This window comes from Mesorhizobium sp. A556 (assembly GCF_054489545.1).
The window spans coordinates 17,249-29,908 of the sequence record NZ_JBTMXA010000022.1 but is presented as its reverse complement, the minus strand read 5'-3'; the positions used below and the strand labels follow the sequence as shown (position 1 = coordinate 29,908).

The following is a 12,660-nucleotide window of genomic DNA, read 5'->3' as shown; positions in this document are numbered from 1 at the left end:
CGATCGCGGAATGGAAAGCCGTGACGGGAACCATGGCCTGAAATCAATCCGTAAGGCCGAATTCCCTCGGCACGCCCGAACGCAAGTTAAAGTGACATCGCCGCTACGCCTGCTGCCGATCTATCCGATGTTCGGCGACGGACGAACACGGCTTCAGCCAGTCTACGTCGAAGACGTCGCGGAAGGCGTCAGCCGCCTGATCGCAGAACGAAACCTCAACGGCTCTTCAGTTTTCGAATTCGGCGGGCCGCGCGTTTACACCTACAGGGAGCTCCTTCAGGAAATCGCCCTCGAACTCCGCGTACATACGAGGCTGGTGCCAATGCCGTTTGCAATCTGGCACATTCTGGCAGGCGTGGCGGAATTCGTTCCCGCTGCACCCTTCAACCGCAGCCAGATCGATCTCATGCGACAGGACGATGTAGCGGCGACCGGTGCGCCGGGCTTGAAGGAACTAGGCATCGAGCCACGGAGCATAGACGAAGTCCTTCGGATGATCGCTCGGAGCCGCTGATGGGCAAGGCCGTGCCTGAAGTCTGGTTCCTTCATCGCGCCTTTCCTCGCTCTCGCCGCAGTCAGGCGGTCGGATCGGGAATTGTCGGTTGCGGTGGGATTTCCGATGGCGTCGTGGGCGGAACCTCGGGAGTGTTGTCCGGCCTGGGAACGGAGTCAGGTGAAGGCGGGGGCACGCCTGGAGGTTCATTTGGGGGAGTTTCGGGCGAGGCAGGCGGCTTGGTCGGCTCCGGGTTGGGACTGTCCGGCAAGGCAACCGGGCCGTTAGGATCAGGATTCACCGTATTCTCCTTTAAGCGGTACGCTCGTAGATAGCATTGTGTACAGGGAGGCGGCGCAACGACCCTTGGGCCGGCCGGCAGCATCCACAGGCTGTCGATTCTGCACATTTGTGCCACCCCACACCATGCCCGCATGATACATGCTCGCCAACGCCTATTTTTTCCGAGTCAGCAATTCCTTCAACACGCGCAAAAAGTGGATGGGTGAGAGGTCGCACGAGGCTGGTAAGGAGCTTTGGGCAAACATGTTCAAGGAGTGTCCTAAGAACTAACGTCTCAATCCACAAAAAGACTTCCGTTGACTGTCGTGGCCTTCTTTATAGCCAAGGGCATTTAGCAAACTGCAGGTGGGCTGGCTGGCCTGGTATTTCTCCGCCGTTGACAGTGTTGCGAGGCTATCACGATGCCGCGATCTTAGGTCCGCGCCACTCTGGACCAATGATTAGTGGGGAACTTTGCGCTTATATCCGCATTGTTCCAGCCTAACAATTCGGTGGCGGCCATGAATATTCAAAAAGTCAGTACGCGTAATCCTCGCAGCACAGCGAGCATCGCGGGTCACCCTATACACCCGATGCTAATTCCGTTTCCCATCGCCTTTTTTGTTGCAACGTTTGTCTGCGATCTAGTTGTTTGGCAGACGGGTAATTCCGCTTGGGCCGAAGCGTCAATATGGCTTCTAGGGGTGGGATTGATCATGGCAGCCCTTGCTGCTGTCGCAGGTCTTACCGACGTTGTCGGCGACGTGCGAATACGCAACCTGAATGCGCTTTGGCTTCATGCTGGCGGGAACATCGTGGTTGTGCTCCTTGAGCTATATAACTGGTATTCTCGATACAGCGACGGCGCAGCCGCAGTAGTCCCAGTGGGCCTGATGATATCACTCATCGTCGTTATCATTCTCCTTTTTACCGGATGGAAAGGTTGGGATATGGTTTACCGACATCGCGTGGGCGTAGCTGATGAAGCTGGCTCCAATTCGCGGTAGCTATATCGCGTTGGCGATCGCTGGCTTAGTATCCATGCTACCATCAAGTTTGAAGCCCGCCGCCTCGTGAGAGGCGCGGGCTTGGTGCACAAAGCAGTAAGCCCGCCATCTGGTGAGAGATGCTAGTGCCTCTTTACCAAGGATGTTCTTCGCACAGAAAGAGGCTACTACATAGCAAAGCACACGCCAGTGATCGGGCACGTGATGCCGATCGCTTGATCCTGCCCAGCCAGTCACTGCACGGTAAATCCGCCATCGACGGCCAGTGCCTGGCCGGTCACGAATGTCGAGCCGGTACTGCAAAGCCAGAGCACGGCGTCGGCGATCTCTTCGCCCTTGCCCAAGCGTTTCATCGGCAGATCGCGCAGCAGGTCGTCCATCGCCAGCATGCCTCGATCCAGCATGTCCGATACCATCGGCGTATCGATCGTGCCGGGACAGACAGCGTTGACGCGGATGCCGCGCTCGGCATATTCGAGTGCTACGCTGCGCGTCAGACCTATCACGCCATGCTTGGAGGCGTGATAGGCAGCAAGCTGCGCCCGGCCGGTCAGCCCCCCAATCGACGAGCAGTTGACGATTGCGCCGCTACCTTGCTTTCGCATCTGCAAGAGCTCGTGCTTCATGCACGCCCAGACACCGTGCAGATTGATGGCACTGATCCGGTCATAGTCCTCTGCGGATTGGTCTGCGATCTCCGAAGCCGGAACCTGGATGCCGGCGTTACTGAAGGCGGCGTCCAGACGCCCAAATTCAGCCACGGTACGCTCCACCATGGCGGCCACCTAAGCTTCATCGGTGACGTCGCAGACCACACCGATGGCCTTGCCGCCGGCCGACTTGATCTCGTCCCACGGCCTTCTGCAGGGCGTCCTCGCTGATGTCCGCCAACGTGACGGCAGCGCCCGCATTGGCGAAAGCCCGTGCGGTCGCCAGTCCCATGCCGGAGGCCGCGCCAGTGACCAACGCAACCTGATCCTTGAAGTTATAGGTAATGCTCATGGGTTCCTCCACATTCGGTTAGGGAGCCGCGCCGGGCGCGGTGGAAACCACCCGGGTGTACCACTTGTCGGGCGGAATGATCGATTGGAAAAAGACCGGCTACGAGGTCCCTGAAAAGTAGCTTGCATCTGACAATCGTGGAGGTGGAAATCCATTTACGAAATCGCGCCAAACTGTTCGGACAAACCGAGCCCTCCCTATGGAGGATCGACATCATTAAGCGCTCCGATACCGCCAAGGGGTTTGTCCTACTGCCGCGACGCTGGGTCATCGAGCGAACCCTCGCCCATCTTAACCGCTGCGGCGGCTCGCAAAAGACTTCGAAGCTTACATCGCCAGTGCCGAGGCATGGCTCTTCGTAGCCTCGATCCGCATCTTCCTGCGACGTCTCGGAAGGCGGAAAGATCGGCCCGCAGCTTTACGAGTCAGGTTCATAGAGACCGTTTGAGAATGGCTTGAAGGGGTCGGCTGGACGTGATTCAAGCTTAGGATGTGGACCCCAGCGACGCGTGGCCGGATAGCCGAATTTGAGAAGAAGACGAAGCGCTACCCGACGGATCTGACGGATGAGGAATAGGCACGGATATGTCCGTTTCTGCCTGTCGGATCGAAGAGCGGTCGGCATGTCGAGACGGATTTGCGCGAAGTGTTGAACGCGATCCGGTACCTGGCCCGCTCGGGCGGCGGCTGGCGCATGCTGCCGAAGGATTTTCCGCCATGGCAGACCGTGTACTGGTGGTTCCGCCGCTTCGTGCGGCGTTTCATGTTCCAGACGATCCACGACGTGGCGCTGATGCTGGATCGCGAGCGAGTCGGACGCGAGGCAAGCCCGACAGGCGGCGTTATCGACAGCCAGTCAATCAAGGCTCCAGAAGCGAAAACAAGAGGTTACGATGCGGGCAAGAAGGTTGTCGGACGCAAGCGGCACATTGCGGTCGACACCGATGACCGCCTCTTGATGGTCAACCTCACGGCCGCCGACATCTCCGACAGTGCAGGCGCGCAGATGATCCTCGACACCGTGCGCAAGCGCTGGCCGTGGCTCAAGCACCTCTTCGCCGACAGCGCCTATGAGCGCACGAAACTTATGGACAAGGCCGCCTTCCTCGACTTCACGATCGAGATCGTCAAACGCTCCGATGCCGCCGTCGGCTTCGAGGTCCTCCCGCGCCGGTGGGTCGTTGAAGGCACCTTCGGGTGGATGACAAGACGGCGACGCCTCGTGCGCGATTATGAGGAGCGCATCGACTGCTCACAAGCCATGATCCATGTCGCCCTCGGAAGTCTCCTCCTCAGGAGAATATCTCACCAATAGGCATTTTCAAACGGACTCTCAGGAGTTTCGAGCGCTTTTTCCGATCCGTTCGCTCCCGACATTCGGGGCTATGGCGGACACGCTCTGAGCAACGATCAGTCGGCCTCGATAATGCGCTCGAAAGAGCTGTTTTTGGGCCAAAGTGCACTGGAGGGGATTAAGTGTGAAAACGACGTTGTTATAGGGATCAGGCTTTGCCGAGTAGTGAGGTTGTAGACGCCTGACAGGATCGCCTGAATGCCGCACAAGTTCAATGACGCAAGCGGCTTGGTTTTGATGATGTAACCGCCCCCGACATCATTGATGTGCGAAGGTGGGTCTTCAATGATCCGTAAGTGGCATGTCGATGAGACTAATGTGAAGGTTCGTGGTCGATGGATGTATCTCTACCGCGCCATCGACAGCCTGGGCGAAACGGTGGAGTTTTTCTTCAGCGAACATCGCAATTTATTGGCTGCCAAGCGCTTTATCCGGAAGGCGTTCGCGCACCAAGGCTGGCCAGATCGCATCGTCAACTTTAACGTAGGGAACGTGTGCCAAAGATTGTGCTCACACCGTAGCAGGAGCGACTACCCAGATTACCTCACATTGTTCGTCGCCGATTGCCCAGAATCGTACCATCGCTGTCGCTGGGAAGGCAAAACTGTCACCTGTCCCTATGACAAATGCCAAACCGTTCAGGTCGAGCCCCAGCTTCCCTGCTAGCACAATGCCACATTTGCCACCCTCGGCATTACAGTAAGGTTCGCCCGAGCTGGCGCCGGGGTTGATGACGAAGCGCAACATCTGAATCTTAGGCTGCGTGTCGGGCGTAAGCAGTTCCTTCGTTAATGCTCCGTCAAGGTAGGTAAGCGACCGGCGCGCATCGCGCGGCACGATGTATTCTGATGCCGAGCTTTTCTCCTCTCCATCTCGGTGGAATAGCCAATTGACCGGCATGTCCATCGCTGCACAGATCGCGCGCAGTGTCCTGATGGACGGTGTGGCGAGCCCACGCTCGACCTGACTCAGCATGCCGACGGAGATGCCGGCCGGCTGAGAGATCTGCCGAAGCGATAGGCCACGGATTTGACGGCGTCGCCGAAGAGCCTCTCCGACCTGCCGGGTATCGTCACGGGCAGCCCTGTCGTCCAAATCAGTTCCCATCGCATCCTCTCCAAAAAGGGACGGCTTATATAACAATGCCTCGCGTGCTTCACAAATAGTAAAAAAACATTGACAGATATTTACCTATATTTAATCTAGCGAGTGGGGCTCTTAGTTTATTAACAGGACTTAGGGGGCATCCGTCGCTGAGCCCGCTCTCGATCCACGTGATCGCCAGAATTCGGGAAGGATATGTCATGCGAACAATCAGGATTGCAGCTTTTTGCGCCATCATGGCGTCGACCATCGGCGCCGCCTCAGCGAGGGATCTCACCATTGCGGGCTGGGGTGGAAACTATCAGGACGCCCAGCGCGAGGCCTATTTCAAGCCGTTCGTGGAAAAGACTGGTCTAAGCTTAATCGAAACCACCTATCTAGGGGGGTTGGCCGAGATCAAGGCCATGGTGGATACCGACAACGTCACTTGGGATTTCCTCATCATGGGAGGATCCGAGCTTCAGCTTGCCTGCGACGAGGGCCTACTGGAGCAACTTGATTGGGACGCGATTGGTCGCGACAATCTTTTACCCGGCGCGGTATCACCCTGCGGCGTCGGCAACGTGGTGATCGGAAACGGAATGGCTTACAATTCCGAGGCCTTCCCAGAGCCACCGCAGGGCTGGAAGGATTTCTTTGACCGGGACAAGTTCCCCGGTAAGCGCGGCGTCCGCAACGATCCGATCTTCAACCTCGAATACGCCTTGATTGCCGATGGGGTTCCGATCGACCAGATCTACGAAGTGCTGTCCACGCCTGAGGGCGTTGATCGCGCCTTCGCCCAATGGGACCGGATCAAGGATTTGCTGCAATATTGGGAATCGGGCGCGCAGCCGGTGGAATGGCTGGCTTCCAACAATGTCGCGCTGTCCACCTCCTACAACGGCAGAATTGTGATGGCCAAGGCAGAAGGTAAGCCGTTGGAGTTCGTCTGGAAGAACAATGTGGTGAACATGGATGCCTGGGGCATGGTCAAAGGCTCGCCCTACAAGGAATATCTGACTGAATTCATCCAGACGGTGAACAACCCGGAAAACCAGGCGAAGTTCTCGTCTCTTATGCCTTACGGCCCGTCGAATACCCTTGCTGTCGAGCACCTCACGGCAGAGTTGCTGGTCGGATTGCCAGCGGGCAACAACATCCAGGAAGCGGTGTTCTTCTCGGACGACTTCTGGATCGACCACCTAGACGAGTTACGCGAACGTTGGGTCCGCTGGGCGACCCAGTGATCCCGAATGTCCTCTCCCTTGGCGGCATCGTCCGCCGGGGAGCATTCGGGAGAAGTGAACCATGAACGCACCCCCGCGTAAGCCGGGTGGAGCAAGATTGGTGGCGCTTGTTCTGCTCGCCGTCCCGCTCGCCGTCTATGCGTTCTTCTACCTGATGCCGCTCGGCTCGACCTTCTCGCTCAGCATTGATAACGGCGAGATCGGTCGCGGTCTGACCCAATTCCGCGCGAGCGACCCTTCTGATCGAGACGAGCAGGCTGCCGCGCTGCTTGCCGATATGCAGGCAATGGACAGCGGCCAGCAGGCAACGGCCGCGCGCGAATTGAATCAGGAGTTGTCGGGCTTCCGGTCCCTCTTTCTCAACACGGCGCGTAACGCCGACAAGATCGAACCCGATGTGGCCGGGTTGATCGCCTTCGATCCGCGTTGGGGCGAGGAGCGATACTGGAACACAATGGAAAGGAATTCTTCCCGGTTTACCTGGCGACATTACCAGCAGGCGACCGGGCTTCGAGTTGATATAGATGGCGGGCTATCGCGCAGTGGTGATGACATCTACATGCAGATCATGCTGCGCACGCTGGTCATGGCCGCGCAAATCACCGTGGTGACGTTGTTGATTGGCTATCCGCTGGCCTATGCCGCCGCGAACGCGTCGCCGCGTTTCGCCACCCTCGTTCTAGTCATCGTGCTGATGAGTTTCTGGATATCGATCCTCGTGCGGACCACGGCCTGGGTCGTGTTGCTTCAGACTAATGGCCTCGTGAACGGCTTCTTGCTCTGGGTCGGCCTAATATCCGAGCCGTTACAGTTGATTTTCAACCGTTTTGGAGTAATCGTCTCCGTCACGCATGTGACGCTGCCCTTCGCAGTTATTCCGATTATGAACGTCATGCGCACCATCCCGAAATCTCAGACCGACGCCTCGCTTAGTTTGGGCGCGGGTCCGATCGAAAGCTTCCTACGAGTCTATTTCCCGCAGACGTTGCGCGGTGTGCTGGTCGGGGGAGGGACGGTCTTCGTCCTGACGCTCGGCTTCTACATCACGCCCGCGCTAACGGGCGGGCCGCGGGATCAGATGGTTGCCTTCTACATCGCCGAATTCGTGAATAGGACACTGAACTGGGGCATGGCCTCGGCATTGTCTGTCATGCTTCTTGGTATGGTCATTGCCCTCGCTGCGTCATTCGGCGCAGTGCGCTTGCTGATGGCGCGCAAGGCAAAGGAGGCATGATGTCTCGCATCATTTTCTGGTCCACGACCATCCTTGCGCTGCTTTTTCTAGTTGTTCCGCTCGTACTTGTCATGCCGCTGGCGTTCAACGACAGCTCTTTTCTGACCTATCCGATGGAGGGCTTCAGCCTTCGGTGGTTTCGCGAGACTTTTGTCAGTGGGCAGTGGATTAGTTATTTCGTCAACAGCTTGCAAGTCGCGCTCGGCGCCATGGTTCTTGGCCTGCTGATTGGAAGCCTTGCCGCAACTGGCGTCATGCTGACCGGGCGCGTTCTGCAGGCGGTGTTGTCGGCATTGTTTGTCTCACCCTTGGTTGTTCCCTCTATCGTTCTTGGCGTAGCCTTTGCCTATTCATATAGCCGGATCGGGTTGGCGGGAAGCTATCTGGGGCTGGTGGTAGCGCATTCAATCCTTGGTACGCCACTGGTATTCCTTTCAGTCATCACGTCGCTGCGCGGTCTCAACCCCGACCTCGATCTCGCGGCGGCATCGCTGGGCGCATCACGTAGCCATCGTTTCTGGCATGTCACGCTCCCGCTGGCACTTCCAGGCTTTCTTGCCGGCGCCCTGTTCGCGTTCACCACGTCCTTCGACGAAGTTGTGGTCGCGCTTTTCCTTGCCGCGCCCGAATCGACCACTCTTCCTGTCGCGCTATTTGCAGGACTTCGCGATCGCTTGCAGCCGACGATCGTCGTCGTGGCGCTGCTGCTGTCTCTGCTTAGCCTAGCTTTGCTCTGGCTCTTGTCACGATTGCAACGGTTGAGTGGCAGGCAGGCTGAATAAATTCGGATTGTGACGGAGATCGATGATGGCTTTCATAGAGGTTTGCAATGTCGACAAGCATTACGGCAATGTGCGGGCACTCTCCGAAGTTTCGCTGAGTATCCCCAAGGGCAGTTTCGTGACGCTGCTCGGGCCCTCGGGCTCGGGCAAGACCACACTTCTGAAGATTATCGCCGGCTTTGAGGGGGTCACAACCGGAGAGGTCAGGCTAGGCGATCGAAATATCACCACGCTCAAGCCCGAGAAACGCAATTTCGGGGTAGTCTTTCAAGGTTATGCCCTGTTTCCGCACATGTCGGTTTTCGACAATGTCGCTTATCCGTTGAAGGTGCGTCGAAAGCGCTCCCGCGAGATTGTCGCCAAGGTTGATGCGATACTGGAACTCGTGCAGCTGGCGCAACTGGCCCGTCGAAAACCGCATGAACTGTCTGGTGGCCAGCAGCAGCGCGTGGCACTTGCCCGCGCTCTGGTGTTCGAGCCCGAGCTGTTGTTGCTCGACGAACCAATGTCGGCGCTCGATAAGAAGTTGCGCGTCGATCTGCAGGATGAGTTGCGCGATATTCATCGGCGATTGGGTACGACCTTCATCAACGTCACCCATGACCAGGAAGAGGCCATGCACATGTCTGACAGCATAGCGGTCATGGACAAGGGGCGGATCGAGCAGTTCGATACCGCACATCATCTCTACCGCAATCCGCGCTCGCGCTTTGTTGCCGATTTCATTGGAAAATCGAACATCATCACGGGCAATGTCGCCAAGGGTGCGGCGGGGCTGCAATTCGTCACCGAGGAGTTTCGCGTGCCCATGCCCGAACCGGACACTACAGTCGCGGCAGGAAAGGCTGACTTGGTCATTCGCCCTGAAGACATTCGCCTCGGGCCCGATGATCAGGCCGCTTCGCTGTCCGGGGACGTCAGGCTCACCGGGCGGATCATCAATTCGACCTATTCGGGCGATCGTGCTCTCTATTCTCTGAAATTGTCAGGCGGCCGCTCAATGCTGGCCTATGGTGGTGCGCGTGACGGTGCGCTGGAGGTCGGTGCGATGGTTGCACTCGCATTCGATACCCGGGACTGCATCCTGTTGATCTGAGGAGCCTGTTCATGAGCCAACCCGAGCATTATGACCGGGGTCTGGTCGGCATCGCCTGGCCATCATCGGGTCATCCAGGGCAGAACGGTCCCGGCCATCTGGTCGTGATCGAGCCTGGCTTTGCTGGCGGCGGGCGGACAGTCAGTGCCCTGCGCAAGGTCTATTTCACCGTGCAGGAATGAGGAACGGGTGGGCGGACAGGCCCGGACCTGCATTGCAGGTAGCGAAGGAGGGGGAGGATGAAGACTACACCATATTGGTGGGAGGAGGCCGAGCCAGAACATGGCGAGCGCTCCTTCAACAGAACCAGATACAACGCATTGATCATCGGGGCCGGCTATACCGGACTTTCGGCGGCGATCACTCTGGCCGAGGGAGGCGTCTCCGATATCGTGGTTGTCGATGCCATGCGCATCGGTGAAGGCGCAAGCTCACGCAATGGTGGCCAGATCGGCAATGCCGCGAAATTTACCCTTGCTCAGGCGGTGCGGCGTTTTGGCGAAAAGCGGGCAAGGGAGATCATGGATGACTATGCGACCTCGATGCGCTTCATGCTGCAACGGGCGAGCACGTTGAAGGACCCAATCGACTTGAACATGTCGGGCAGCGTCGTCGGCGCCCATACTCGAAAGCACCTGGGGAAATTGCACGAATTGCGCAACCGTCTTCCTCCGGAAGATGGAGTGAATTTCGAGATCGTCGGTGAGAAAGATGTCTATCGCGTCCTAAAAACTGATATCTATCGCGGTGCCATGGTCCGGCACGACCACGGTTCAATCCATCCGGCTAAGTACGTCCGGGCGCTCGCCAATCGCGTACGCGAACTGGGGGTGCGCATCGTTACTGGCTGGCGTTTCACCGGCGCGAGACAACTGGGCTCGGGGCAGGTCGCCCGCCTCGAGAGCGTGCATGGCCGCACGGTTACCGAGGTTGAGGCTGAAAAGATATTGCTTGGCGTGAACGGCTATGTCGGACCGGAGGTGCCGTGGCTGCGCAAGCGGTCCATTCCGGTCCAGAGTTACATGATCGCAACCGAAGAGATGCCTTTCGACCTGCTGGAGCGGCTAATCCCGAACAATCGGGTCGTCGGCGACACCAAGCACATCCTCTATTATTTCCGCCGTTCACCTAATGGAAAGCGCATCCTGTTCGGTGGGCGCGCTCGGTTTCGCAATTCAACGGAAACGGAAGGGGCCGAGGGGCTGCGCCGCTTCATGGAGCGCACCTTCCCCGAAACATGCGGCGTGCAGTTGAGCCATGGCTGGCTTGGCAATGTTTGCTTTGCCTATGATTTCTGCTCGCATGGCGGCCGTATGGATGACGGTGTATATTATGTGTCCTGTTGCAATGGCGGCGGGATTTCGAACCAGACCTATCTGGGTCATCGGATCGCCGAGCACATGCTGGGTCGGCCGAACTCCGATCGTGGTGTCATCGGCAGCCACTTCCCCAAACTGTATTTTTACAACGGCAGCCCCTGGTTCCTGCCGATGGTTGGTACCTGGTATCGTTTTCTGGACAAGGCGGTACGTTGGGCCGACTGAATTGTGCAGTGTCAACGTGTATGACGCCCTCGGGGAAGCAAGCATTTTCTGATCTTTGTCGAAGGGAAGGACCGGTCGAGTTCCTACGTGTATCCGGCCTCATTGTGCGGCCATTTACACCGCGGGCCCTCATGGCGAGTTCGTGGATCGGGTCCAAATTGGCGGATCGCGCTCGGTGTCGCTCCGTTAACTACTGGACACCTCGAAAAACCTCGCCATTGACGCCCCGAGCTGATTCACTGCCCCGGTGATTTGCGCGGAGAGGCTGGATGCGGGGACAGCCTGGGTTTTGGGACATTGACGAGCGGTATGTCCGACTGAGCGAGGCGGGCGATCCTCTGGAAAAGCTGAACGCGGTTGTGCCGTAGGAGGTTTTCCGCAAGCCTCTGTCCAAGGTACCGAAGCGCTCGGACGGCGCGAAAGGCGGCAGGCCGCCCTACGATGCGGTGCTAATGTTCAAGATCATGGTGCTGCAGGCGCTTTACAGCCTGTCGGATGATCAGGCGGGGTTCCAGGTCCAGGACCGGCTCCCGTTTATGCGCTTTCTCGGGCTGGGGCTCGGCGACAGGGTGCCGGATGCCAAAACGATCTGGCTGTTCCGGGAGCATATCACGCAGGCCGGTGCGGTGGAGAACCTGTTCGCCCGTTTCGACAAGCACCTCACCAAAGCCGGCTATCTTGCCATGGGCGGACAGATCGTCAACGCCACCATCGTGGCGGCACCGAAGCAGCGCAACACCGATGCTGAGAAGGCCGACATCAAGGCAGGCAAGTTTCCTGATACGTGGAAGGATAACCCGCGAAACTGCGGCAGAAGGATCGCGACGCGCGGTGGACGGTGAAGTTCTCAAAGGCCAAGGCGGCCGAGGATGGAAGGCCGCAGCAGCGCGACATCGCCATTCCCGCCTTCGGCTACAAGAATCACGCCACGATCGACCGCCGGCATGGCTTCATCCGTGGCTGGAACATCAAAAGCGCAGCGGCCCATGATGATGCCCAGCTTCGCAATGTCATCAACCGTTCCAATACCGGTTCGACGGTCTGGCCGACATGGCCTATCGCTCGAAGAAGAATGAGGAGTGGCTGGAGAAAAACGGCTACGTCTCCGACATTCACCAGAAGAAGCCGAAGGGTCGGCCGATGAACGAGGCGACGTCACGGGCCAATGGGCGGAGATCGAAAACTCGCGCTTTCGTCGAACACGTCTTCGCGCAGCAGAAATCCAGGATGGGCTTGTTCATCCGCACCATCGGCATCGCCCGCGCCAGAACGAAGATCGGCATGGCAAACCTTGTCTACAATCTCACCCGCTTCGTCTGGCACAAGGGGCGAACTGCGTCCGCATGACCGCGAGAGCGGCGAAAGCCGCCGCCGGAGCGCCGAAATCGGCAACGAGCATCAGCCAAAACGACCAAAATCAGAACCAACAATGCACATCAGTGCGTGCCGAACCTCATCGCGGCCCTACCGGTCCCCAAACGTTGGTAGTCCGAGGTGTCCAGCTGCGGTGGCACGATGTTCGTCGCCATGTTC

General features: G+C 58.2%; 9 protein-coding genes and 5 pseudogenes. 12 read left to right on the top strand and 2 right to left on the bottom strand.

Annotated elements, in window-relative coordinates; genetic code table 11:
- Positions 1 to 514: Rossmann-fold NAD(P)-binding domain-containing protein (locus ACX3P0_RS23755; protein WP_459092486.1), on the top strand; the 514-nt coding region annotated here is incomplete at its 5' end.
- A gap of 782 nt (positions 515 to 1,296) precedes the next feature.
- A complete protein-coding gene (locus tag ACX3P0_RS23750; RefSeq protein ID WP_459092484.1) occupies positions 1,297 to 1,782 on the top strand; it encodes a DUF2231 domain-containing protein in 486 nt (161 codons plus the stop codon).
- A 233-nt stretch (positions 1,783 to 2,015) separates the two neighbouring features.
- Here ACX3P0_RS23750 and ACX3P0_RS23745 read toward each other — a convergent pair.
- A pseudogene (locus tag ACX3P0_RS23745) lies at positions 2,016 to 2,784 on the bottom strand (glucose 1-dehydrogenase).
- A gap of 164 nt (positions 2,785 to 2,948) precedes the next feature.
- Here ACX3P0_RS23745 and ACX3P0_RS23740 point away from each other — a divergent pair.
- The 3 pseudogenes from ACX3P0_RS23740 to ACX3P0_RS23730 form a co-directional block, all read left to right on the top strand.
- Positions 2,949 to 3,232 (top strand): annotated as a pseudogene (locus ACX3P0_RS23740) (transposase); the annotation flags it as partial.
- Positions 3,233 to 3,274: 42 nt separating this feature from the next.
- Positions 3,275 to 4,099 (top strand): annotated as a pseudogene (locus ACX3P0_RS23735) (IS5 family transposase).
- 333 nt (positions 4,100 to 4,432) lie between these two features.
- A pseudogene (locus ACX3P0_RS23730) lies at positions 4,433 to 4,612 on the top strand (DDE-type integrase/transposase/recombinase); the annotation flags it as partial.
- A gap of 36 nt (positions 4,613 to 4,648) precedes the next feature.
- Here ACX3P0_RS23730 and ACX3P0_RS23725 read toward each other — a convergent pair.
- Positions 4,649 to 5,245: a helix-turn-helix domain-containing protein gene (locus ACX3P0_RS23725; protein ID WP_459092482.1), complete on the bottom strand. Its 597-nt coding sequence runs from the start codon at positions 5,243 to 5,245 to the stop codon at positions 4,649 to 4,651.
- 197 nt (positions 5,246 to 5,442) lie between these two features.
- On the opposite strand from ACX3P0_RS23725, the gene ACX3P0_RS23720 reads away from it, so the two are divergent.
- From ACX3P0_RS23720 to ACX3P0_RS23690, 7 genes and pseudogenes are all read left to right on the top strand, one after another.
- On the top strand, positions 5,443 to 6,471 hold the full coding sequence (locus ACX3P0_RS23720) for an ABC transporter substrate-binding protein (protein ID WP_459092480.1): 1,029 nt from the start codon (positions 5,443 to 5,445) through the stop codon (positions 6,469 to 6,471).
- Positions 6,472 to 6,532: 61 nt separating this feature from the next.
- On the top strand, positions 6,533 to 7,705 hold the full coding sequence (locus tag ACX3P0_RS23715; RefSeq protein WP_459092478.1) for an ABC transporter permease: 1,173 nt from the start codon (positions 6,533 to 6,535) through the stop codon (positions 7,703 to 7,705).
- Positions 7,705 to 8,487 carry an ABC transporter permease gene (locus tag ACX3P0_RS23710; RefSeq protein WP_459092476.1) on the top strand — a complete coding sequence of 261 codons (783 nt, stop codon included), beginning with the start codon at positions 7,705 to 7,707 and terminating at the stop codon, positions 8,485 to 8,487. Before ACX3P0_RS23715 ends, ACX3P0_RS23710 begins: the two co-directional genes overlap by 1 nt.
- Before the next feature lie 25 nt (positions 8,488 to 8,512).
- Positions 8,513 to 9,583: an ABC transporter ATP-binding protein gene (locus ACX3P0_RS23705; protein ID WP_459092474.1), complete on the top strand. Its 1,071-nt coding sequence runs from the start codon at positions 8,513 to 8,515 to the stop codon at positions 9,581 to 9,583.
- A gap of 11 nt (positions 9,584 to 9,594) precedes the next feature.
- A complete protein-coding gene (locus tag ACX3P0_RS23700) occupies positions 9,595 to 9,765 on the top strand; it encodes a hypothetical protein (protein ID WP_459092472.1) in 171 nt (56 codons plus the stop codon).
- Between the two features lie 57 nt (positions 9,766 to 9,822).
- Positions 9,823 to 11,127, top strand: coding sequence for an NAD(P)/FAD-dependent oxidoreductase (locus ACX3P0_RS23695; RefSeq protein WP_459092471.1), 1,305 nt, complete (start codon positions 9,823 to 9,825; stop codon positions 11,125 to 11,127).
- Between the two features lie 269 nt (positions 11,128 to 11,396).
- Positions 11,397 to 12,474: pseudogene (locus tag ACX3P0_RS23690) on the top strand (IS5 family transposase).
- Positions 12,475 to 12,660: the final 186 nt, after the last annotated feature.

Excerpts from the sequence above, each read along its gene's own strand:
- ACX3P0_RS23710 (WP_459092476.1), top strand. The coding sequence starts at position 7,705 with ATGTCTCGCATCATTTTCTGGTCCACGACCATCCTTGCGCTGCTTTTT.
- ACX3P0_RS23695 (WP_459092471.1), top strand. The coding sequence starts at position 9,823 with ATGAAGACTACACCATATTGGTGGGAGGAGGCCGAGCCAGAACATGGC.
- ACX3P0_RS23715 (WP_459092478.1), top strand. The coding sequence starts at position 6,533 with ATGAACGCACCCCCGCGTAAGCCGGGTGGAGCAAGATTGGTGGCGCTT.
- ACX3P0_RS23750 (WP_459092484.1), top strand. The coding sequence starts at position 1,297 with ATGAATATTCAAAAAGTCAGTACGCGTAATCCTCGCAGCACAGCGAGC.
- ACX3P0_RS23705 (WP_459092474.1), top strand. The coding sequence starts at position 8,513 with ATGGCTTTCATAGAGGTTTGCAATGTCGACAAGCATTACGGCAATGTG.
- ACX3P0_RS23700 (WP_459092472.1), top strand. The coding sequence starts at position 9,595 with ATGAGCCAACCCGAGCATTATGACCGGGGTCTGGTCGGCATCGCCTGG.
- ACX3P0_RS23725 (WP_459092482.1), bottom strand. The coding sequence starts at position 5,245 with ATGGGAACTGATTTGGACGACAGGGCTGCCCGTGACGATACCCGGCAG.
- ACX3P0_RS23720 (WP_459092480.1), top strand. The coding sequence starts at position 5,443 with ATGCGAACAATCAGGATTGCAGCTTTTTGCGCCATCATGGCGTCGACC.